The organism is Larkinella ripae (assembly GCF_054780775.1).
Genome location: NZ_BAAGVR010000008.1, coordinates 297660 through 320370 on the forward strand (window position 1 = coordinate 297660; position 22711 = coordinate 320370).

General features: G+C 53.6%; 21 protein-coding genes. 16 read left to right on the forward strand and 5 right to left on the reverse strand.

Translation table 11 applies throughout. The annotated features are described in order from the left end of the window. Positions 1 to 144 precede the first annotated feature (144 nt). The 5 genes from ACYVHX_RS06090 (at position 145) to ACYVHX_RS06110 (ending at position 5435) form a co-directional block, all read left to right on the forward strand. Positions 145 to 1197, forward strand: coding sequence for a sensor histidine kinase (locus tag ACYVHX_RS06090; protein WP_460670738.1), 1053 nt, complete (start codon positions 145 to 147; stop codon positions 1195 to 1197). Then, entirely contained in the window at positions 1172 to 1993 is an 822-nt protein-coding gene (locus ACYVHX_RS06095) for a LytR/AlgR family response regulator transcription factor (RefSeq protein ID WP_460670739.1), read from the forward strand. Before ACYVHX_RS06090 ends, ACYVHX_RS06095 begins: the two co-directional genes overlap by 26 nt. 105 nt (positions 1994 to 2098) lie before the next feature. Beyond that, a complete protein-coding gene (locus ACYVHX_RS06100) occupies positions 2099 to 3547 on the forward strand; it encodes a S41 family peptidase (RefSeq protein ID WP_460670740.1) in 1449 nt (482 codons plus the stop codon). A gap of 23 nt (positions 3548 to 3570) precedes the next feature. Next, positions 3571 to 4386, forward strand: a complete 816-nt coding sequence (locus ACYVHX_RS06105; protein ID WP_460670741.1) for a hypothetical protein — start codon at positions 3571 to 3573, stop codon at positions 4384 to 4386. A 17-nt stretch (positions 4387 to 4403) separates the two neighbouring features. Beyond that, positions 4404 to 5435: a S41 family peptidase gene (locus ACYVHX_RS06110; RefSeq protein ID WP_460670742.1), complete on the forward strand. Its 1032-nt coding sequence runs from the start codon at positions 4404 to 4406 to the stop codon at positions 5433 to 5435. 108 nt (positions 5436 to 5543) lie between these two features. On the opposite strand, the gene cydB is transcribed toward ACYVHX_RS06110, so the two are convergent. Further along, the gene (gene cydB / locus ACYVHX_RS06115) at positions 5544 to 6578 is read right to left on the reverse strand and encodes a cytochrome d ubiquinol oxidase subunit II (RefSeq protein WP_460670743.1); all 1035 of its coding nucleotides are present in this window, start codon (positions 6576 to 6578) and stop codon (positions 5544 to 5546) included. A gap of 26 nt (positions 6579 to 6604) precedes the next feature. Between cydB and ACYVHX_RS06120 the strand changes: the two genes are divergently transcribed. Next, positions 6605 to 7024 carry a four helix bundle protein gene (locus tag ACYVHX_RS06120; RefSeq protein ID WP_460670744.1) on the forward strand — a complete coding sequence of 140 codons (420 nt, stop codon included), beginning with the start codon at positions 6605 to 6607 and terminating at the stop codon, positions 7022 to 7024. 19 nt (positions 7025 to 7043) lie between these two features. On the opposite strand, the gene ACYVHX_RS06125 is transcribed toward ACYVHX_RS06120, so the two are convergent. Next, the gene (locus tag ACYVHX_RS06125) at positions 7044 to 8411 is read right to left on the reverse strand and encodes a cytochrome ubiquinol oxidase subunit I (RefSeq protein WP_460670745.1); all 1368 of its coding nucleotides are present in this window, start codon (positions 8409 to 8411) and stop codon (positions 7044 to 7046) included. Between the two features lie 192 nt (positions 8412 to 8603). Between ACYVHX_RS06125 and ACYVHX_RS06130 the strand changes: the two genes are divergently transcribed. After that, positions 8604 to 9368 carry a creatininase family protein gene (locus ACYVHX_RS06130; RefSeq protein WP_460670746.1) on the forward strand — a complete coding sequence of 255 codons (765 nt, stop codon included), beginning with the start codon at positions 8604 to 8606 and terminating at the stop codon, positions 9366 to 9368. 44 nt (positions 9369 to 9412) lie between these two features. On the opposite strand, the gene ACYVHX_RS06135 is transcribed toward ACYVHX_RS06130, so the two are convergent. Beyond that, positions 9413 to 10789 carry a PQQ-dependent sugar dehydrogenase gene (locus tag ACYVHX_RS06135; RefSeq protein ID WP_460670747.1) on the reverse strand — a complete coding sequence of 459 codons (1377 nt, stop codon included), beginning with the start codon at positions 10787 to 10789 and terminating at the stop codon, positions 9413 to 9415. A gap of 206 nt (positions 10790 to 10995) precedes the next feature. On the opposite strand from ACYVHX_RS06135, the gene ACYVHX_RS06140 reads away from it, so the two are divergent. The 4 genes from ACYVHX_RS06140 to ACYVHX_RS06155 all read left to right on the forward strand — a co-directional run bounded on the left by ACYVHX_RS06140 (position 10996) and on the right by ACYVHX_RS06155 (position 16499). Beyond that, positions 10996 to 12756, forward strand: coding sequence for a PA14 domain-containing protein (locus ACYVHX_RS06140; protein WP_460670748.1), 1761 nt, complete (start codon positions 10996 to 10998; stop codon positions 12754 to 12756). A gap of 3 nt (positions 12757 to 12759) precedes the next feature. Further along, positions 12760 to 13098, forward strand: coding sequence for a tRNA-binding protein (locus ACYVHX_RS06145; RefSeq protein WP_460670749.1), 339 nt, complete (start codon positions 12760 to 12762; stop codon positions 13096 to 13098). 10 nt (positions 13099 to 13108) lie between these two features. Then, positions 13109 to 15109 (forward strand): plastocyanin/azurin family copper-binding protein, encoded by a 2001-nt coding sequence (locus ACYVHX_RS06150; protein ID WP_460670750.1) that lies wholly within the window; start codon positions 13109 to 13111, stop codon positions 15107 to 15109. 214 nt (positions 15110 to 15323) lie between these two features. Beyond that, positions 15324 to 16499, forward strand: coding sequence for a sensor histidine kinase (locus ACYVHX_RS06155; RefSeq protein ID WP_460670751.1), 1176 nt, complete (start codon positions 15324 to 15326; stop codon positions 16497 to 16499). Between the two features lie 110 nt (positions 16500 to 16609). Here ACYVHX_RS06155 and ACYVHX_RS06160 read toward each other — a convergent pair whose 3' ends face one another. Together ACYVHX_RS06160 and ACYVHX_RS06165 are read right to left on the reverse strand one after the other, a co-directional pair. Then, positions 16610 to 17254 (reverse strand): NAD(P)-dependent oxidoreductase, encoded by a 645-nt coding sequence (locus ACYVHX_RS06160; RefSeq protein WP_460670752.1) that lies wholly within the window; start codon positions 17252 to 17254, stop codon positions 16610 to 16612. Between the two features lie 72 nt (positions 17255 to 17326). Next, positions 17327 to 17737: an Rrf2 family transcriptional regulator gene (locus ACYVHX_RS06165; protein ID WP_460670753.1), complete on the reverse strand. Its 411-nt coding sequence runs from the start codon at positions 17735 to 17737 to the stop codon at positions 17327 to 17329. Positions 17738 to 17932: 195 nt separating this feature from the next. Here ACYVHX_RS06165 and ACYVHX_RS06170 point away from each other — a divergent pair, with 195 nt between their 5' ends. The 5 genes from ACYVHX_RS06170 to ACYVHX_RS06190 all read left to right on the forward strand — a co-directional run bounded on the left by ACYVHX_RS06170 (position 17933) and on the right by ACYVHX_RS06190 (position 22630). Next, positions 17933 to 18454: a hypothetical protein gene (locus ACYVHX_RS06170; protein ID WP_460670754.1), complete on the forward strand. Its 522-nt coding sequence runs from the start codon at positions 17933 to 17935 to the stop codon at positions 18452 to 18454. 5 nt (positions 18455 to 18459) lie between these two features. After that, positions 18460 to 18753 (forward strand): hypothetical protein, encoded by a 294-nt coding sequence (locus tag ACYVHX_RS06175; RefSeq protein ID WP_460670755.1) that lies wholly within the window; start codon positions 18460 to 18462, stop codon positions 18751 to 18753. 20 nt (positions 18754 to 18773) lie between these two features. Then, positions 18774 to 20141, forward strand: a complete 1368-nt coding sequence (locus ACYVHX_RS06180) for a M28 family metallopeptidase (protein WP_460670756.1) — start codon at positions 18774 to 18776, stop codon at positions 20139 to 20141. A 203-nt stretch (positions 20142 to 20344) separates the two neighbouring features. Further along, positions 20345 to 20815: a hypothetical protein gene (locus tag ACYVHX_RS06185; protein WP_460670757.1), complete on the forward strand. Its 471-nt coding sequence runs from the start codon at positions 20345 to 20347 to the stop codon at positions 20813 to 20815. Positions 20816 to 21427: 612 nt separating this feature from the next. Continuing rightward, a complete protein-coding gene (locus ACYVHX_RS06190; protein ID WP_460670758.1) occupies positions 21428 to 22630 on the forward strand; it encodes a pyridoxal phosphate-dependent aminotransferase in 1203 nt (400 codons plus the stop codon). The last annotated feature ends 81 nt before the right edge of the window (positions 22631 to 22711 follow it).

Here is a 22711-nt window from a genome sequence, read left to right on the forward strand (position 1 = left end):
ACCGAGGGGGCAGTTTTTTTCGCTCCGCCCGTTAGCCGGTTTTTCGCTTTTCAATCCTGTTTTTTCGCATTCAGGCTCTATTTTCCGACACTTCGGCGGGGCCATCTTTCGGTTCAACGGCTTTTCCCGCATCTTTACGAAACGATGGAAAAACTGAACGACCGGTGGTTGCGGGTGCTTGGGATTCTGGTGGTGTCGCTGGTGGCCAACTTTGTGTTTTACCAGCCCGACAACGGTCCGGAAGACATTAGCTGGTTTAACGCCCTGCTCATCAGCCTGATCGAGTGGACGATCCTGCTGGAAGTCAACCGGCAGGGCATTCTGCTCGCCCGGCGGAAATTTCCCCGGCTCAACCAGACCACCCGCCGGATTTTGCTGGAGCTGGGCTGGTTCGTCGGAGCCACCATCATCCAGCGGGTGACGGTGACGTATATCTATGACGTTACGCAGTTCTGGGGCTATCCGCTGCCGGGGGGCACCTACTGGGTCACCACGCTGGTTTCGTTTCTGTTTACGCTGCCGATTGCCGCCATCTACGAAGGGCAACACCTCTACCGCCAGTGGTGGGCGACCTATTACGAAGCCGAACAACTCAAAAAAGAAAATCTGCAAAGCCAGCTCGATTCGCTCAAGGCGCAGATCAATCCGCATTTTCTGTTCAATAGCCTCAGTACGTTGTCGTCGCTGGTGTCCGAAGATGCCAGGCAGGCCGAGCGGTTTATCGAAGAACTGGCGTCGGTGTATCGGTATGTGCTGCAAACCAACGAACAGCCCCTCACGACGCTGGACAACGAATTAAGCATGATTCGGGCCTATTTTAACCTGCTGCAAATGCGGTTTGGGCGCAGTGTCGAGCTGGACGTAGACATTGATGAGCGGCTGTACGGTTTTCTGGTGCCCCCGCTGACGCTGCAACTGCTGGTCGAAAATGCCGTCAAACACAATGTGGCGCTGCCCAACAAGCCGCTGCTGATCCGGATTTACACCGACGAGGTTAATAATTTGTTTATTGTCAATACCTTACGAAAAAAGCCCAACCCGGTTTTTTCAAATCAAACCGGACTGGCCAACATCAGGGCCAAATACCGGCTCCTGAAACAGCCCGAAGTGGTCATCCGGCAAACCGAGGAATGCTTTCAGGTCATGATTCCCCTGATTCAGGCAAGCGATTATGAATATTCTGCTAATAGAGGATGAGGAAGCCACGGCCCGGCGGCTTCAGCGAATGGTCCAGGACGTGGAACCGTCCGCCAACATTGTGGGTCTGACCGTCAGCGTGGAAGAATCGGTGGCGTGGTTGCGAAACCATCCCAAACCGGATCTGATTCTGATGGACATCGAACTGGCCGACGGGCAAAGTTTCGAGATTTTCAACCAGATACCCGTCAGGAGCCCGGTTATTTTCACCACCGCCTACGACGAGTACGCCATCAAAGCCTTCAAAGTCAACAGCATCGATTACTTGCTGAAACCGGTCAAAGAGGCTGACCTCCGGGCGGCTTTGGCCAAGTTGCAGAGCCTGAAAGAAACGCTTCTGGCGCAAACCGAAGACTTGCCAACCTCGCTGGCCCACCTTTTGCGAAAAATGGCGGCATCGTCGGGGGCCGAACCGGAGCAACCCGGCCCGTCGTCAAACGCCCGCAGCGGCCCCACGTATCGCGACCGGTTTTTGGTCAAACAGGGGCAGCGGCTGTTTTCCGTCCCGATCGACGATATCGCCTATGTTTTCACCCGGAACAAGCTATCGTTCATCAAAACCCGCGACGAACACGATTGGATGGTGGATTATTCGATGGATGAATTAGCGGCTCAACTCAATCCCCGCCGGTTTTTCCGGCTCAACCGCCAGGTCATCGCCGAACTGCGGGCCATCGACAAAGTTAATTTGTACTTTAACGGGAAGCTGAAAGTTAGCCTGCGACCGGCTTTCGACGAGGAAGTTATCGTCAGCCGCGAAAAAGCCGGGGAATTTAAAGTTTGGTTAGGGGAGTGAAATCCGACGCTTCGGATGCAAAAGTGCACAGTTCAGTGCGGGCTACGTTGGGGCAGCGGCTTTTTTCGGGCAGCTTTGTTGCGTTCAACGATAACAGCAAATGCCATGAAAACCAGATCTTTACTTTCGCTGCTCCTCCTGATCGGTTGCGCCGTCGCGTCGGCGCAAACACTGTCGCCGGAGCAGTTGGGTGCCGACTTCACCCGCTTCAGGACGGCGCTGAATGAGGTGCATCCGAACCCGTATCGCTACACGCCCAAGGCGACATTCGATTCCCTTTTTACGGCAACGCAGGCGCGGCTGAATCGGCCGATGACGCAGCAGGAATTTTACGTCACGATGGTACCGCTGCTGGTGGCGCTGAAAGACGGACACATCAAATGGATTCCGGCGGGGCAGGATGAACACTATCCCTTCAACACCACCCAATTGTTTCCGCTGAAGGTGTACGTGGTGGAAAACCGGATCTGGGTCGTTGGAAGTTACGGCGACGAAACCGTCCCGAACGGCGCCGAGCTGCTCCGGATGAACGGCCAGCCGGTGGATGCGATCCTTCAAAACCTGCTGCCCAACATGACGTTTGCCGACGGCGCGACCACCACCGGAAAATACGAAGATCTAAACCACTTTTTCGCTGGTTATTACGCCACCTTTATTGCCGCGCCGGATACGCACGAAGTCCGGTATCGGTTTGAAAACGAGGAAAAAACCGCCCAACTTCCGTCCGTTTCAGTAGACCGGATCAAGGCGCATCGGGAAAAACACAAAGCAACCGGCCAGTTGCCGTTTCGGCTGACGTTTTCGGGCCACCAGAAGACGGCCACCATGACCATCGAGCGGTTTTGGGACGACAAAAAAGAACAGGATTATGCGGTTTTTTTAAAGGAATCGTTTCGCGAACTGAGGGAAAAACAGGTGGAAAATCTGGTGCTTGATGTACGAAACAATGAAGGTGGCGAAGAAAATTACGGGCTGCTGCTCTACCAGTATCTGGCCCGGAAACCGTTCCGCTATTACGATCACATCCGCGTCCGGCAAAAGAAGAATTACTCGTTTCCGGCCTGGACGCCACCGCTTTACCGGTGCTTTAAATGGCTGGTGGTGAAAAGGCGGGGCGATGGATACGTGTTTACCAAACAGGCCGGTTTGAAAATGCAGAAACCGAAGCCAGATGCCTTTCACGGAAAGCTGGTGGTGCTGGTCAATGGCCTTAGTTTTTCGGTAACGACCGAGTTTGCGGCCCGGGTGCACGCCGATCGACGGGCGGTTTTTGTCGGACAGGAAACCGGTGGCGGCTACGTGGGCGACAACAGCGGCATTTTTACCATCACGCAATTGCCAAACTCCAAAATTGATCTCGGCATCGGGATGTTCGGCTACCAGATGGCCAACCTGCCGACCACCTTAAAGCCCGGTCAGGGCATCATTCCGGATCATCGCGTGGTGCCGACGGTCGAGGATGTGCTGACGGGCAACAACCGGGCCCTGAAGCAGGCGCTGCAACTGATTCAGGAGTCTGCGACTCCGGCCGGAAGCCATTTTACCATCCATTAATTACCAACCAATACGAACAGGTTATGAAAACACTATTTTCGGCAGCGCTGCTGTCGGTGGGGAGTCTTGTTGCCCATGCGCAATCCCCCAAAACCGTTTCGGAACTGCACGTCGGCTATGTTCGGGAAACGTTTCACCTGCGGGATTTGCAGGTGTCGCCGGTGCACTACGTCGCCAATCTGAACGGTGGTCGGCTGACTTACACCCGGCAGACGACGAAAAATAATTGGCGGTTTGCCCTCCAGGCCGGTTTTGCCGACCTGATCGCGCCCTCCTTAGGCATTCGGGGCATCAAATTTTCGCCGGAACAGGAGCAACCACTCTGGCTGGTTCCGACGCTTTACCGGGCGAGTTTCGAACTGGAATACCGTCGGTTGGTCCACCAGAGCAGTCACCGGAAAACCTGGCTGGGCGTGGGCATTCACGACACGTTCGGGTATGCGGATGGGCTGGCGCTGACCACCTGGACGATGAACTCGGCGGCACTGAGCGTGCTTTACCAGACCAGCCTGCAACTGGGCCGGAAAAGCACCATTGACGTTCAGGCGTCGCTGCCGGTTCTGGCGGCTGTCAGCCGGATGCCCTACAGCAACGTGGTCTCGAAACCCAACCGCTCGGAGGCTGCCACCTTTTTCGACGGAACGCGGCTGACCACCGTAACCCGGTTTCTGAATCCGCAACTGGGCATGGGCTACCGTTTCGATCTGAGCCAGCGACTGGCTTTCCGGGCCGACTACCGCTACGGCTGGCTGCGGTATTCCGAACCACGGGCGATTCGTACGGCGGTCCACACGGCTTCACTTTCAGTAGTTTATAAATTTCAACGCCAAGTTCGGTAAACAACCCGCTTTTAATCATGAAAATGAATTTTTTAAAAACCGTCCTCCTGGGCCTGCTGGTCGGGTTTATGACGGCCTGTAATGATCTGACGGTCGGGCCGGAACCGGCCAATACGCCAGAATCCAATTTTGACCTGCTCTGGCAGGAGTTCGACCGCATGTACGGTTTGTTTGACGTGCAGAACCTGGACTGGAATGCCATGCGACAAAAATACCGGGCGCGGGTAAAACCGGGAATGTCGGACGACCAGCTGTTTGATGTGTTGTCCGGCCTGCTGGGTGAGTTGAACAACGGCCACCTCTGGTTGCTGAAACCGGGTCCCGGTTACCGCCGGTACGACAGCGGCCCGAGCTATCCGCTGGATGAGTTTAGCCTGGAGGTGGTGAAGCACTACGTGCCGAACGCCAGAGAAATCAGTGCGCCCGATGGGGTAAAGTTGCTGTATGGCAAACTGGCGGGCAATGTGGGCTACCTCCTGATCACGGATTTGGGGCTGGAACCCGGTTTTTACGACAAGGCGCTGGACGACGCGCTGGCGGCTCTGGCGGATACGAAAGGCATGGTGGTTGATGTCCGGAACAATCCCGGCGGTCTGGACCGGTCGAGTCAGCAGGTTGCCGGGCGGTTTGCGTCGGAGCGGAAATTGTTCATGATGACCCGGTTTCGCAACGGCCCACGGCACACGGATTTCACGGCCCCGCTTGAATGGTACGTGGAACCGACCGGCAAAAGCCAGTACACGAAACCCGTGGTGTTGCTGACGAACCGCATCACGGCCAGCGCGGGCGAAACGTTTACCCTGGCGATGAACCAGCTTTCCACGGTGACGCAGCTGGGCGACAAAACTTACGGCGCTTTTTCCGACAATCCGAAGCGGGAGTTGCCCAATGGCTGGATTTACAGCGTGACCCCGGGCGATTTCCGGGCCGCTGACGGCAAGAATTACGAAGGCATCGGAATTGCCCCCAAAATTCAGGTGGTGAACACGAAAGCGGATCTTGCCGCCGGCAAGGACAAGGTGCTGGAAGTGGCTTTGGGGCGGTTTTGAGGCTTGGTTGTTACACCGAGTTAATCAGAGGATGTCAGAGACGATCAGAAAAATACGCTGTGTACCTCTGATGTTCCCTGATTAACGCTGTGAAACACCCTAGCCCTTTTAATAACTATGCTCCTCCAGCTTCACTTTCCCCCGGAACGTCCAGAACACAAAAACCGTGTAGGTCAGCACCAGCGGCATACCAATGGCGGCAAATAGCAACATGGTCCGGAGCGATCCGTCCGTTGAAGCGGCTTCGTAAATGCTGATGTGGCCCCGCGCGTCGACTTTGGAAAGCACCAGGTTGGGGTACAGGCCCGAGGCAAACAGGATCAGCAGCAGGGCCGTGGTGACACCCGATGAGATGAAGCCGCGCAAATACCGCCGTTTTTCGATCATCCGGCGCATGTTCAGCACAATCAGCACGGCGGTGAGCGGCAGGGCAAACATGACGGGGTATTTGTGGAAAATAGCTTCCATGTGCGGCACGTAAATAAGCGTGGCCATCGACGCCGTGATGAAGCAGAGAATGAAAAACTTGCTGGTCTGGTTGATCAGTACCGTCATCCGGGCGTAAAGCCGGTCTTCGGTTTTCATGGCCAGATACATGGCTCCGTGCAGCATGAACAACGACAAAACCGTCACCGAAATCAGCAGGGCGTAGGGATTGAAGAAATCCCGCAGCCGTCCGACAAACTGGTGGTCTTTGTCGAGCGGAATGCCCTGAATCAGGTTGCCCAGAATCAGGCCGAACAGCAGCGCAATGCTGGTGCTGGAGAGGCAGTAACAGACGTCCCAGGTTGTGCGCCACCATTTCATTTCTTCCTTGCTGCGAAACTCAATGGAGATGGCCCGGAAAATAATGGCGACCAGCAGGCCGATGAAGGGCAGGTAAAACACCGACAGCAGCGTGCCGTACACCAGCGGGAAGGCCGCAAAAAGGGCGCCGGCCCCAATGACCAGCCAGACTTCGTTGCCGTCCCAGACCGGGCCGATGGCGTTGAGGGCAATCCGGCGGCTTTGTTCTTTTCGGAAAAACAGGTGCAGCGCCCCCGCCCCCAGGTCAAAACCGTCGAGAATACCGTATCCGCTGATGAGCGCGCCGATCAGCAAAAACCACCAGGTGGGAAGATCAAGACCGAGGATGGTGTCCATGTTTTTCGAATGGTGGATTAGGAACGATGAACGATGAATGGAATGATTTTGGCTCTGGGCAATCATCATTTACTGTCCTGCCCATGAAAAGAGATAATATTGTTCGTAAGAAAAGTTTTCAATTTGCCGTTCGGGTCATTCATTTGTTTCAATATCTGACCAAGCGAAAACAAGAATACGTGTTGAGTAAACAATTGATCCGCTCCGGTACGTCGATTGGAGCGAATGTTCGTGAAGCCGATAATGCCGTAAGCAAAGCGGATTTCATTAACAAAATGGGTATTGCCCAGAAGGAATGCGATGAATCCATGTATTGGCTTGAATTGTTAAAAGAAACCGATTACCTAACGGAAGCCGAGTTTGTCAGTATCTACAATGATGCTTCCGGATTGTTAAAATTGATTCGCACCATTGTTCTTAATACAAAGAAAAATCTCGCAGCCTGATCAATTCATCATCCATCGTTCATACTTCATAATTCAATTTCGAGTCTGGCGTTTCCGGGTCATTCTGATCGACGTCGGGGCCGTGCTGGATTTTCTTGTTGAGCAGGTAAATGAACAGCAGAAACAGAATGACGTACACCAGCGTGAACAGGATGAGCGAGATCAGCACGTGCTCGGCTTTGACGGCCTGCGAGAGCGCGTCGGACGTTCGTAATAACCCGTAAACGACCCACGGCTGGCGGCCCACTTCGGCGGTGTACCAGCCCACCTGGTTGGCAATTTGCGGCAGCAGCACCGAGCCGACAAAAACCGCCATCAGCCAGCGGGTCTGGAAGAGTTTCTGGCGGTACAACAGAAACAGGGCCAGCCAGCACAAACCGATCAGCGCCATGCCGATGGCCACCATCAGGTGATACGTCTGGAAAACAAAATTGACGGCGCCCGGGCGGTTTTCGGGTTTGAAACTGTTCAGGCCGGGAATGGGCTTTTTGAAATCCTGGTGCACCAGAAACGACAAACCGCCCGGAATTTTCAGGCCGGTGACCGTCTGTTTTTCGGCATCGACCCAGCCCAGCAGGTACATATCGGCCGGTGCCGTTTCGAAGTGCCCCTCCACGGCGGCCAGTTTGGCGGGTTGGTATTCTGTAATCACCTCGGCGGATTTATGGCCCGTAAACAACTGGCCCAGCGACGAGATGGCGGCTACCCACAACGCAATTGTAAACGCTTTTTGCGAATGAACCAGGTACTTGCGTTGCAGAATGTACCAGGCGCTGACGCTCAAAACCAGAAACGATCCGGCCAGAAACGCCCCGATCAGCACGTGCGAATACCGCTCGATGGACGAGGGGTTGAACACCATTTCCCAGAAATCGGTTACCACGGCGCGGGCCTTCATGCCTTCCCCCTCGATGCGGTACCCCGTCGGGGTTTGCTGCCAGGAATTGGCGACGACAATCCAGAGCGCCGAAAACATCGAACCCAGGGCCACCAGCACCGTCGACAGAAAGTGAACACGCGGACTGACGCGGTTCCAGCCGAAAATCAGAATGCCCAGAAAAGCCGATTCGAGGGCAAACGCAAAAATTCCTTCGGCGGCCAGCGCACTGCCAAAAATGTCGCCGACGTAGCGGGAGTAAACGGCCCAGTTGGTACCGAACTCAAACTCCATGACGATGCCGGTGGCGACACCAATTCCGAAAATGAGCGCAAAAATCCGGACCCAAAACCGGGTCAGTTCTTCATACACCTTGTCTTTGGTCTTTAGGTACAGACCTTCCATAAAAACCAGACAGACGCCGAGGCCGATGCTCAGGGGTGGGTAGATGTAGTGGAAAGCGATGGTGAACGCGAACTGAATGCGGGAAAGTAATTCAACATTATCCATAGCCGGTGGAGATGGGAATGGGGGCAAGTTACTACGGAACCGCACACGAAAAGATGGTTTTGAACAAGATTTTTGAGTGTGAAAATAAAAAGGTTATTTCGCAGCGGTTAGCGGAGAAATCAGAGCTGATCCGAGAAAAACTCCGCTTAACTCAAGTGAACTCTGCTAAACGCTGCGAAACACCTTTTCATTATGCGTCCCTATATTCTGGCCGAAGCCAACTGGAAACACATTCACGATCACCCCATCGACCTGGTGATTCTACCCTGGGGAGCCACCGAAGCCCACAATTACCACCTGCCGTACGCAACGGACGTGATCGAAGCCGACACCATTGCCGCGGAGTCGGCGCGGCTGGCGTGGGAGCAGGGCGCTAAAGTAATGGTGTTGCCTACCCTGCCGTTTGGCGTCAATACCGGACAGACGGATATTCTGCTGGATATCAACCTGTATCCGAGCACGCAGAAAGCCATTCTGAACGACATCATCGAGGTGCTGAACCGGCAGGGCATCCGCAAGCTGCTGATTCTGAACAGCCACGGCGGCAATGATTTCAAAACCATGCTGCGCGAACTGGGCGTCCGCTATCCGGATATGTTCCTGACCACCTGCTCCTGGTTTCATACGCTGGACAAAACAACGTATTTCGACGAGCCGAAAGGCGACCACGCCGACGAAATGGAAACGAGCCTGTTGCTCCACCTGCGTCCGGATCTGGTGTTGCCGCTGGACGAAGCCGGCGACGGAGCGGCCAAAACCTGGAAGGTCCAGGGTCTGCGGGAAGGCTGGGCGTGGGCCGAACGCAAATGGTCGCAGGTGACGGCGGATACCGGCATTGGCAATCCGAAAGCCGCCACGGCCGAGAAAGGGAAACGCTATTTTGAGGATGTCACTCAAAAACTGAGCGGTTTGCTGGTCGAGCTGGCGAGGCTGAATGTAGATGATTTATACGAGTAAGGGCTTGGTCCTCCGTGGCTGGCGACAACCGTACCCGAAAACATTTACTTCCTGGCCGTATACATCACCCGCCAGACTTTCCCTTTTACCGAATCCGTGATGTAGAGCGATCCTTCCGGCCCCTGGGCCAGCCCCATCGGCCGGTGTTTGGCGTCGCCCGGACTGGACAGGTCGAGTTTGCCCGCGTTGGCATCCGTGCCGGGCTGGCCTTGTTCCGCCACACCCGCAAAGTTTTCGGCAAACACTTCGTATTTTCCCGACGGTTTTCCATCGGAACCAAACGGCACAAAAGCGACGAAATAACCACCTTGCTTCAAGGGCGCGCGGTTCCAGGAGCCGTGGAAGCAGATGAACGCGCCGTTTTTGTACTTGGCCGGAAACTGACTGCCGGTGTAAAACAACACATCGTTCGGGGCCCAGTGGCCCGGAAATGCCATGATCGGTTTTTCCTTACCGGCGCAGCGGTCAATTTTGGCGCCGTCACCACCGTACTCGGGCGCCAGGATTTTTTTGTTTTGTTCGTGGTCGTTGTAGCAATATGGCCAGCCGAAATCCGACCCTTTTTTTACCATCAGAAACTCCTCCGACGGCAATTCGGCGCTTACTTCGTTAGTGAATTTTCCGCCCCAGTTGTTGAGGTTGTCGCGGCCGTGTTGCAGGGCGTAAAGCGTATTGGACGCCGTATTCCAGTCGATGGCCACGGCATTGCGAATGCCGGTGGCGTAGCGGGTTCCGTCGCTTTGCTTTTGATTCAGTTTGTCGGCGTCAAACTCCCAGATGCCGCCGTAATTTTCCAGAATCGGGCAGGGGTCCTGACCTTTCGAACCGGGTTGCCGGTCTTTTTCCTGACACGCATTCGACGGTGCCCCAAACGTGACGTACATTTTTCCGGCGGGCGAAAAAGCCAGCGGTTTGGAGGCATGCTGCCGTTGCAGCGTCAGGCCCACCACAATGGGCTCCGGTTTGGTCGCCGGATCAACCAGGCCGTTGGTCAGCTTGTAGCGGTAAACCGAGGTGTCGGACGACGCGTACAGATACCCTTTGTAAATCGCCACTCCGGTGCCGGCGTAGTTGCCAAAGGACACGGTTTTGTCGGCTTTTCCGTCGCCGTTGGTGTCCTGCAACTCAACGATGCCTTTGCCGTCCTTCAGTTTGTTCAGCTTGACAAAGATGGTTCCGGCCGGATCGACCGTGATGTGCCGGGCCGAACCCAGGTCTTCGGCGACCGTCAGCGCACCAAAACCGGTGGTAAGTTTCAGACCGCCGTTGTCGGGGTCGGGGGCCGGGAAAGCCGCCGAGCCAATGGAAACGTTCCCAAAATGAATTTCGGCTTTTTTATTCGTAAAAGCCCAGAGCAGCAGCACAATGGCGAATTCGGTCAGAAAAAGAAGACGAGTCTTTACGAAGAACGGTTTTTTCATGGTGATAAAAATTTGAAATCTGCCGAAATAATTACTGAAATAAAAAACCGGAATGCATTATTTTTACGAAACCAAGTCGGTAGAATGCGAAAGTTCGGGTTTGATTTAGGGTAAAAAAAACGGTTACTTTCCCTTTTGCAAAATAAGCAGTCAATCCGGCAGACTTGCAACTAATTGCTTTAAACACTGAAACTTTACTTATTTTGATGAATCCCATTCTACGATGGTTCCGCCGGGGAGCGGCCTTCCTGCTCCTGTCGGGAACCGTGCCGGTTTTGGCCCAATCGGTTGACGAATCCTTAACGCCCTTGCCCACGGATCGGCTGTCGGCCCTGCCCGCCAACTGGAAACCGGCGGCTTCGATTCAGGCGAACCCTTTCAAAGCGGACCTGAAAACAAAAACCGGTACGGGGTTGCTGGTCGGCACACCGGGCCAGGCGGTTTCCCTGCTGACCAACGCCAGCGATGTCCGGCTGGTGATGGAAGTCCTGTTGTCGCCGGGAGCGGAAGCTACGCTTTCCTTCGGTTCGACGGCCATTCGTCTGGCCGACACTTGGGGCAGTCCGGCCATCAACACGACTACCTTCGGCGCGATTGAAGGCCGTTCGGCTTTGTTACCCTTGCAGAATGCCGTCAAAGCGCCGGGTTTGTGGCAACCGCTGGAAGTGCAGATTCAGGGCGGTGGAACAGGCCCGGTTACCCTGGAGAAAATGGCGCTCAATGGCGTCACGCTGCACGAAAATCTGATGTTGCCCCGCGCAGCCGGCGGTGCTGCCGGTTCGGTTCTGCTGACGGTGAAAACCGGTACGGTGGCCATCCGGAATATGGGGTATCAATTGATTACGGATCGGCCGGTGGCGAAACTGACCAACATCCGGTACAAGTTATACGAGAACAAGACCGAAACCATCTCGCAGGCCGAATTAGCCAACCTGAAGCTGGTCAAGGAAGATACGGTTTCGGCCCTGACCTACGAAGTGTCGTTTGGGCAGCCGCGCTGGCACGGCATTGTCTACACCGGCGATCTGGTGGTCGATAAAGCCGGGCCCTATACACTAGCTTTGCAACAGGGCGGTTTTGCGTCGCTGGCAATTGACGGTAAAGAGGTGATTGCCAACAAACGGCTTGATCTGGGGTATATGAACACGGCCAAAGTCAACCTGACGGCGGGCAATCATCCGTTTACCCTGTTCTTCGGCCGGTCGTGGCCCCGGCCCGGTTTGGGCTTCTTTATTTCGGCGCCCGATACCAAGTTTCAGGCCCTGCACCCGCGTGCTTCACTGCCCGAACCGGATCCCGTCGGCGAGATCGACGTTGAACCCGGTATCAAACCGGCCGTCATTCGCTCGTTTGTGAATTTTGGCTCCAAAAAGAAAACCCACTGCATCTCGGTTGGCAGTCCGTCGGGCCTGAACTACACCGTCGATCTGAACCAGGGTGCCTTGTTGCAGGTGTGGCGGGGTGCTTTTGCCGATGTGACCGATATGTGGTACGAACGCGGAGAGCCGCAATTGCTGAAACCGCTGGGTACGCTGGCGGTTTTGTCGGCTCAGAATCCGCTGGCCCTGCTGGCGAATCCGACCCAGTACTGGCCCGATAGTCTGTCCGACAATGAGTGGAAATACAAAGGGCTGTCGATGGATAAACAGGGCTTCCCGATCACCCGGTACCGGCTGCGGGATCTGGACATTCAGGATGCGGTTTTGCCGGATGCCGATGGCAAATCGTTCACCCGGACGCTGGCGGTCAAAGGCCCCGATAACGAATCGTTGTATTGCCGGCTGGCGTCAGGTACGTTGCTGGAAGAAGTCGCCAAAGGGCTGTATTCCATCGATGGCAAGTATTACCTCCGGTTCGATGCGAAAGCAAAACCGACGGTGCGCAGTCGTTCGGGGCGGCAGGAACTGGTGATGCCGGTGACGATGAAAAATGGGTCGGCAACGGTGCAATATACCCTTTTGTGGTAGCCCATGGAAAATGACATTTCGTGGGCCGACTTTGAAAAAATAGAGATTGCAACCGGTACGATTGTCGCCGTCGATGCGTTTCCGGAAGCCCGAAAACCGGCTTACAAACTAACGATTGATTTTGGTGCGAAAGGCATCAAACGCTCATCGGCCCAGTTAACGAAGCTTTACCAGCCTGTGGATTTGCTTGGTATGCAGATTGTTGCGGTACTTAATTTTCCGCCCAAGCAAATTGCCACCTTCAAAAGTGAGTGCCTGGTGCTGGGGGCGCTGGGCAATGATGGGGCGGTTACCCTGTTACAAACCGAACGAAAAACTGAAAATGGCTCCCGAATTGCCTAGTCATAAAAATATGAAAAACCGACTCGTGTTTCTCCTTTTTTTGCTTACCCTTTCTTCCCTGGCGATGGCCCAGCGTCCGCTGACGGAAGATGATTATTACCGGCTCATTACCGTTCCGGTTCCGGCCGGTGTCCAACTGGAAGTGGGTGGAATGGCCGTGTTGCCCGACGGTCGGCTCGGGGTTTCGACCCGCCGGGGCGAAGTCTGGCTCATCAGCAATCCGTACATGAAAGGAAGCCGGGTGCCGCAGTACAAGCGGTTTGCCTACGGCTTGCACGAACCGTTGGGGCTGGCCTGGCACCAGGGCGCTTTATACGCCACTCAACGGGGCGAAGTGACCAAGATGATCGACACCGACGGCGACGATGAAGCCAACGAATACCAGTCTATTGTGAAGTGGCCGTTGTCCGGTAATTACCATGAGTATTCATACGGTCCGCTTTTTTTACCGGATGGCGATATGCTGATTACGCTGAACCTCGGCTGGATCGGGCGCGGAGCCAGTCTGTCCAAATGGCGGGGCTGGATGGTGAAAGTAAACGAGAAAGGCGAGATCAAACCGTTTGCTACCGGTTTGCGGTCACCGTCGAGTTACCGGGCCCTGCGCGATGGCAGCATTTTTTACACCGAAAACCAGGGTGACTGGGTCGGATCGGGCCGAATGACGCACCTGGAACTGGGGGATTTTGCCGGGAATCCGGCGGGCCTGAAGTGGACATCGGAACCGGGTTCACCGTTGACACTGAAACCGGAAGATGTGCCGAGCACGGGCAAGCCCATGCACGACATGGTGAAGTCAGTACCCAATCTGAAAGAACCGGCCATCTGGTTTCCGCACACGCTGATGGGCATTTCGACTTCCGATATTCTGGAAGACACGACCGCCAACCGGTTCGGGCCTTTCGACGGGCAGTTGTTTGTGGGCGATCAGGGCCACAGCAAGGTGATGCGCGTTTTTCTGGAAAAAGTTGATGGCAAATACCAGGGCGCGTGTTTTCCGTTCCGGTCGGGCTTCCAGTCCGGTATTCTGCGGATGGCCTGGGGGCTTGATGGTTCCATGTTTGTCGGACAAACCAGCCGGGGCTGGGCCGCCACTGGCAAAGATCCGTTTGGTGTTCAGCGCCTGGCCTGGACGGGCCTGACTCCGTTTGAAATGAAAGCCATCCGCTCGATGCCCGACGGTTTTGAGGTAGAATTTACGTTGCCGGTCGACAAGAAAACCGCCGAGAATCTGGCGTCCTACAGCCTGAACAGCTTTACCTATAAATACCATAAAATCTACGGCAGCCCGGTTGAAGATGCGCGGCCCGTGCCGATTCGGGGCGTCGTGGTGGCTGATAACGGTCTGAAAGTTCGCATCGTAGCGGATACGGTTTTGCGCGAGGGCTATGTTCACGAGGTAAAAGCCGAAGGCATCAAGTCGGCGGCCGGGCTGGCTTTGCTGCACAACACCGGGTACTACACGCTCAACCACATTGCGCCGGGTACGAAGCTGACAATTGCGGCTCCTGTGAAACACAATCACGCCGACATGGCCCTGGCTTCGACGAAAACCGGGCTGCCGGTTGCGGGCGCGAAAGGTAAAGCGACGGCCATCGCCAAACGAGTTACTGAACAGCCCGCCGATTGGACGAATGGTCCTGATCAGGTGATTACGATCGGCACGGTGCCGGGCTTGAAATTTGACAAAACGCAGGTGGAAGTGAAGGCCGGAAGTCGCGTCAAGTGGATTTTCAGCAACAACGACGACATGCTGCACAATTGCGTAATCGTCAAACCGGCGACGGCCACTGTGGTCGGTGATGCGGCTTTAAAGCTGAATCTGAACGGGTCCAGGATGCAGTACGTGCCGGTGACCCCGAACGTATTGTTTCATACCAACCTGATGCAGCCCGAAAGTTCGGAAGCACTTTATTTTGTGGCTCCAACGGTTCCCGGTGATTATCAATATGTTTGTACCTTTCCAGGGCACGCTTCGCTGATGCAGGGTACGCTAAAAGTTGTAAAATAGTCTTGTAATTATTTATATTTTGTAAAAATAGGTGATTAAACTTAGGCGTTAATCACCTATTTTTATGTCGCTATTATCGGAAACGACTTTGGAAAAAACTTTACCGTTCAACTCCTTACGAAAACTTTTTAGCTCTCTGGTTGGCGAACCGGGAAATACGACGCTTGAAAGCCGCATTTTTAATTCAATATGCGTGGTAGGAATTCTGGCGATGGTGTATAATATTCCGTTTAATTATTCCATCGGTTTAATGGAAGCATCGCTCATTTCGCTCCTTCTTTTTATCCTGTTTTCTTTTTTATATTATCTCTCCCGAATAAAAAATAAGTTTTATATCAGCATTACTACGGCCGGAATTCTCATCAGTTTCCTGTTGGCCGTAAATTATTTCTTTAACGCCGGGCTGGTGGGCTCGTCGTTGCTGCTCTTTATGCTGATCTATTTTTTATTGTCAATTGTCGCGCCATCCCGGCAGTATTTATTCTGGTTGATCTTTAATTTAATCCTTGTATTTGGTCTACTCACCATCGAATACATCTATCCGCAAAGTGTTAAAGCCTTTTATTCAAACCGTTTAAATCACACGATCGATGTAGCCTCCACCTACCTGGTCAGTATTGTCATGATTTATCTGGCAACGTATTTTTTCAGGAGAGCCTACAAGGCCGAACAGCGGCTGGTCGAGGAGAAATCGGCGGTTTTGAAGCAACTTAACGCCGAGCAGAACAAACTTTTCTCCATTATTTCGCACGATTTGAGATCTCCGCTGGCTTCGATTCAGCAGTACCTTGAAATCATTCGGGAAACCAATCTGGAGGAGGAGCAACGGAAGACGATTAAATCAGAATTGCTGGGGGTTGTCAGTCATACGCAGGAGATGCTGACCAATCTGTTATCCTGGTCGTCAAATCAGATGAACGGTGTAACGATGCATCTTACACCCATTGCTATGTACGGCGTCTTAAAACCAATTCTTGAGATTTATAAACCACTGGCCGATAAAAAAAATATCCATTTAACGCACACCATGCATACCGATTTTACCGTGTTGGCGGATACTAATATGCTGTCCCTTATTGTGCGGAATCTGGTCGGAAATGCGATTAAATTTACGGCCTCTGGCGGCACGGTTTCAATTGAAACGGTAGTGTATGATCGAACCTGTCTGATCGTTATAAAAGACAACGGGATCGGTATTTTATCGGATGATCAAGCAACAATCTTTTCGTTAAAATCGCGCTCGACATTCGGCACAAATCACGAAAAAGGCGTGGGTCTCGGACTGTTTCTTTGTAAGGAATACGCCGAAATGCAAAAGGGAAAACTCTGGTTTGAAAGCGAGTCGGGTGCCGGTACGACCTTCTATTTATCGCTCCCACTTACCAATTAGTGTGTGCCATCGTTCCGTTCGTTTAATGAAAAACCGGAGCGCGGATGAAACCGATTTCATTCCGCTCAAATCCGCGCCATTGATTCGTCCGCGCTCCGGTTTCAGGCTCCCTAATAACCGACCGTGAACCGTTGCCGAATGTACTGATTCTGTTCGAGCTCGTCGCAAATCGCAACGGCCAGATCGGCCACCGAAATTTTGCTGGCTCCGCTTTCGTCAAAAACCGGCTGGTTGAGACCCCGGCGGAACTTCCCGGTCCGCTCCCCCGGTTCCAGCAGAATGGCCGGGCTCAAAAACGTCCAGTCCAGTTCCGTTTCTTTCTGCAAAATCGTCAGGTAATCGCGGGCCGCCAGCGCACCCGGTTTCCACTCGGCCGGAAACTGGGGCGTATCGACCAGTTGAACACCCGGCGCGGCTTCCAGACTGCCCGCGCCACCAACGACCAGCAGGCGCCTGACCCCGGCATTTTTCGTGCCCTGTTGAATGGCCTGCAAACCCACCAGCGAATCGGCGTAAATGTTGGGGTTTGTCCAGCCCGGATTGTAGGCGCTCACCACGGCGTCGTGGCCCGCCACCAGCGCAGCAACCTCGTTTTCCTGCTGGGCGTCGCCTTGTTTTACCGTTAGGTTCGGATCCGAAACCGTAATATTTTCCGGATGCCGTACTAGGGCTGTTACCTCATAACCCCGCTCGAGGGTTTCTTTCAACAAACTGGAACCCACAAATCCCGAAGCTCCGATCAATGCAATTTTCATAGTTTTAAAAGGGATAATTGGATTACTGGTACTTAACTGTATTAAAAAATATTACAGTTTTGTTCAAAAAAATTAAACAAACTCATTGCTAAAATCAGCCAGGGTTTTCTGATCAAGCCGGGCGATCAACGCCTGTTCGGCCTCCTCGAAAAGCTGCCCCAGGTGATTGTTAATCTGACGGCCCACCGGACAGGCGGGGTTGGGGCTGTTCCGGTTCTGACCGAGCAAAGACGATTGGCGCACGGCCTGATAAACCGCCGAAAGCAGAATCTGGTCCGCCGGTTTGGCCAGCAGACTGCCGCCATTCTTGCCTTCTTTGCTCGTTACCAGGCCGTGTTTGCGCAGATTGCTGATTTCTTTCCGAATCAAAACCGGGTTAATGTTCACGCTGCCGGCCAGGTATTCCGAAGACAATAGTTCACCGCTGGCCTTTGATAAAAGGGTCAGAATGTGCATGGCTATCGAAAACCGGCTGTTGTTCATTCTGTAATAGAATTTATTACAGTACAAAGGTAACCGAAAAATGATTCCCGTCAACCCGGTTTTTTAGCGAATAATGAATTTCCTGGAAAAAGGATTGAGAAAGTGAGCCCGATGACGGCGTGGTTTCATCTTTTTCTCACTTCTTTTTGCTATTATCGGGCAGAATACCAACGAGTGCGTGAGCGTTACCAGACTATGCGTTATTTCTTTTTCATTCTGTTCAGTATCGGGATTCTGGGGACGGCCGCTGCCCAGCGCCCCGCCGATTCTACTTTTTACCGGTCAGGCCGGGCGATTCCGGCGCATTTGAAGCCCATCGAACGCGCTTACGGCGCTTACTTTTACGGGGGCAAACGGCTCCGCTCGCCCAATTCGCTCGAAATTCCTTTTCATGAACTGAACGATGGCCTTGTCAACCGACACTTCCGGATCTTCCGAACCTTGTCGACGGTGGGGCAGGTCGTTGCGGTGGTGCCGTTGATTTATGTGCTGACCCGCTCCCGGAATACCTACACCCGTTCCGGCGAATACTGGACCGTGTATTTTGGGTCCATTGGGGTTACGCTGGGTCTGTCGCTGATCGGAAATACCCAGGTGCGCAAAGCCGTCACGCAATACAACCGAACCCTGGCCACCGCCCGATTCGGGTTTTCGGCGCAACCGCTGCCCGGAACAACCCGAACCGCTTTCGGACTGAGCCTGACCCAAAAACTGTAAACCGCATGGAACCGCAGGACGATAACACGGGCTCGGATTTCCGGGAATTATTCTCGGATGACGAAACCCGGGCGTTCTTTCGGCCGGTGTTTCAGTTACCCACGCGTCCGATTGCGTTTGGGTCGATTGGCTTGTCTCTGCTGTTGGCCGGAGCCCTGATTTTTTCGCCCGGCAACCGGAAAAACCGGCCGGGCCTGCGTCAAAAACCGGGTTTGCACTCGCCTGAAAAGCGCTTTTTGCGTCCGGCGAAACGTGCTAAAACCGACACGACGCTGTATCTTCGGCGGCAAACTCCTTAATCACTTCTTCAACGTACCGGATGAAAACCGTTCTCGTATCGCTTGCCTTTCTTCTTATTTCGGGTGCCGTCCGGAGCCAGACAACGGTGGTTCGTGATCCGGTTATTGCCCGGCTGGTCGGCGAAATTTCGGCCGACAGTCTCCGGTCGCACGTAACCAGCCTGGTGAGTTTCGGAACCCGGCACACCCTGAGCAGTCCGACGGATGCCAAACGCGGGTTGGGGGCCGCCCAGCGGTGGGTGTTGCGTAAATTTCAGCAGTATGCCAAACAATCGGGGGGCCGGCTGACGGCCCAGATCGATACGTGGACGCTGCAACCCGACGGTCGGCGGGTGGATCAGGTGACGCCGATGGGCAACGTGATGGCGACGCTCAAGGGCACCGACCCGAACGACGACCGGATTTTTCTGGTCAGCGGTCATATCGACAGCCGGGTTACCGACGTCATGAATCGCACTGCTGATGCGCCGGGGGCCAACGACGACGGTTCGGGAACGGCCGCTGTGATCGAACTTTGCCGGGTGATGAGCAAAATTCCCTTTCCGGCCACCATCATTTTCGTGGCCGTGAGCGGAGAGGAGCAGGGCTTGCTGGGTGCGAATCACCTGGCCCAACGGGCGAAGGACGAAAAGTGGAACCTGGAAGGCTTACTGAACAACGACATTGTGGGCTCGAACAACAGCCCGGATACGAAAATTACGGACAACACGCGCGTCCGGGTGTTTAGCGAAGGCTTACCCGGTTTTCAGACGGATTCGCTGGCGGCAAACATCCGGCAATACGGTTTGGAAAACGACGGGAAGTCGCGGCAACTGGCCCGCTATACCAAAGAGGTCGGCGAGCGGTATGTCGATCAGCTCGAGGTGGTGATGGTGTACCGCAACGACCGGTTTTTGCGCGGGGGCGACCACACGCCGTTTGTGACGCGCGGTTTTCCGGCGGTTCGAATCACGGAAATGAACGAAAATTTTGCCCACCAGCACCAGGATTTGCGGACGCAGGACGGCGTGGAGTACGGTGATTACGTGAAGTTTATGGACTTTGAGTACCTGAAGAAAAACACCGCCATGAACGGGGCGGTTCTGGCGAATCTGGCCAAAGCGCCGTCGATGCCGCAGAACGTGACGGTGGAAGCCCGCAGCCTGACCAATTCGACTATTCTGTTCTGGCAGACGCCCAAAGCCGGCGCGTCGGGTGGCCGGAAAATCAGGGGCTACTACGTGTTGATGCGCGAAACCCACTGGCCCTTCTGGCAGAAGAAATTTTTCACCGATAAAAATGGCCTGACGCTGCCGTATTCGAAAGACAACTATTTCTTTGCCGTTCAGGCCGTTAGCGAAGACGGGAACGAGAGCCTGCCGGTGATTCCACGGCCGGGTCTTCGGTAAAAAATCCGGCAGAAAATAGGGAATTATTCGGGAAAAGAAACCCGTTACGCAACGTTGGGGCGGTTTCTGCCGTATTGGTAAATAGAAAATACGGCGTTTTTACCCGGAAATTTACAAGCTGACCTTTTTTTTTGTAGCTTACGTTTCCAACGGTCATCTCATCCATTCACACGAAACCTGTTACTCACAAAAACCTGAAAGTTATGAAGCGTTTACTTTATTTGATCTGTGGAGTGGTGTTTGCAGCGGGCCTGAGTTCCTGTAACAAGGGGAGCGATGATCCGGAGCCGTTGCCGATTGTGGGCACCTGGGCGACCGATCGGATTCGACTGGGTGGTTTGCCGGCTCCGTACACCAGTTCGAACGGGCAGGAATTGGATGCGTTGACTCAGTTTGGAATCAGTGCCAGTTTCCAGCTAAAAAACGATAAAACCTTTACGGAAACCGACCGCTCCGGCGGAACCGTCGTTGATTTTGACGGCACCTGGGACTACGCCGGTACCGCTCTGACGAAGAAATACAGCGACGGCGATGAAGTAACGCTGAGCTATGATGAAGCCAAATCGCAGTTACTGAGCGAAGCGTTTGCGGTGCAGGATTCACTGCTCAATCCGACGACCAAAAAAGCGGAACTGGTATCGTTTACTCTGCAACTCGTTTACAAGAAGCAATAAGTTCAAAGCCTATTCTTTTCAAACCTCCGATACAGAATCTTGTGTCGGAGGTTTTTTGTTGCTTTCAATTTTTGAAATGGGTTATATCGCAGAGTTTCGCGGAGTTAAAAGAGTTTTACAGAGATGTTTTTTCCTCTGCGTAACTCTGCGAAACAATCAATCCCTCACTCACCGGTTTTACATGATCAGCCGGAATCCAGTCGATCCGTTAGTCATACGAGTCAGTTTTAGTGGTTACGTCGCTAAAAAACTGACTGGTGAATACGCTTCCGGAGCGGGCAGTACGCAGATCAAATAGCCGGCATTTTCCGGCGGAACATTTCGAATCTTTCTACGCATTTTTTGCGGGAAAGTACGCAGGCTCAATCCGGAATAAGTAAAAATAAGCAGGTTTAAATTTTAGGTAACTTTTTGGAAAAAATTGCGATAAATAGGAAAGTGAGTTTACTTTTTAAGTAGATAATGGGAATAATTGAGAAAAGAATATAAATCTACTTTTAATCGGAATTGATTTTAAAAATTTTGCTTATTTTTGAAAAGGCAAAATTGAATTTGGTAGTATTCGGAAATAATAAAATACCGTCGTAGTTTAGTACAAAAACTTACGAAACAATGGATCAACCCATTACCCGCAGAAACTGGTTACGTTCGGGCGCTCTTTTGACCGCTGGCCTAACCGTGGATCGGTCTACTTTCGGTCGGGCCACGCTGGGTCAGGATTCCTGGAATCCGGTGGCCGCCCATGCACTTCATGAACAAACTTTAGTTAACGAATTCGCCCGTCTGGGCGAGCCAATGCCCCAGATCAAGGCCCGCATCGCGTTCAATGAGAACCCGCACGGCCTGTCGCCGAAAGCCAAAGAAGCCATCGTGAAAGCGGTTGAAAGTGGCAATCGCTACGCGATGTTCGAAGGCCAGGAATTGAAAAAACTGATTGCCCAGAAAGAAGGCGTCAAGCCCGAAAACATCATGCTTTCGGCCGGATCGTCGGAATTGCTGACGGCGATGGCGGTTTATTTTACGGGCAGCGCGGCCAAAGGCGGGGGCGGCACGGTTTTGACCAGCCAGTTTACCTACGACGACTTTCTGGGTTGCGCCAAAAAATTCGGCGCGAAAATCGACGCCGTGCCGCTCACGAAAGAGTACCGCTTCGATCTGGCCGCCATGAAAGCCCGGATCACCCCGGAAACCAAACTGGTGTACATCTGCAACCCCAACAATCCGACCGGCACGGTTATTCCGGCGGCAGAACTGGTGGCTTTCAGCCAAGCCGTATCGCCCAAACTGCCGGTTTTCATCGACGAAGCCTACATCGATTTTCTGAAACCGGAAGACCGCCCGGCCCTGCCAAAACTGGTGGCCGAAGGTCACAACCTGTTCCTGACCCGCACGTTCTCCAAAATTCACGGGTTTGCGGGCCTGCGGCTGGGTTACGCCATCGGCCCCGAAAAATTTCTGAAAGAGCTTCAGGATTATTCACGGGGTGAATGGAACCCGAGCGTAACGACGCTGAAAGCCGGTATTGCCAGCTATCAGGATCTGGAATGGCAGGATTTCTGCCGGACGGAAAACGACAAAGCCCGCGAACTACTCTACAAGGGGCTGAAAGACAAAGGATACGACTACGTGCCTTCCTACGCCAACTTCGTCTTGTTTCCGATTCGGATGAAAACGAAACAGTTCGAGAAAGACATGCTCAGCAACGGCATTCTCACTTCCACCCGCGAATACAATGCCCAGCCCTTCTGCCGCGTCAGCATCGGCACCGTCGATGAAATGGGCCTGTTTATGGAGGTGTTCAAGAAAATTGTTTAGTTAAGTAGGAATGATGGATGATGAACGATGAATGAGCTACCGCAGTAAGGAACTCATCGTTCATCATTCCTTACTCATCAT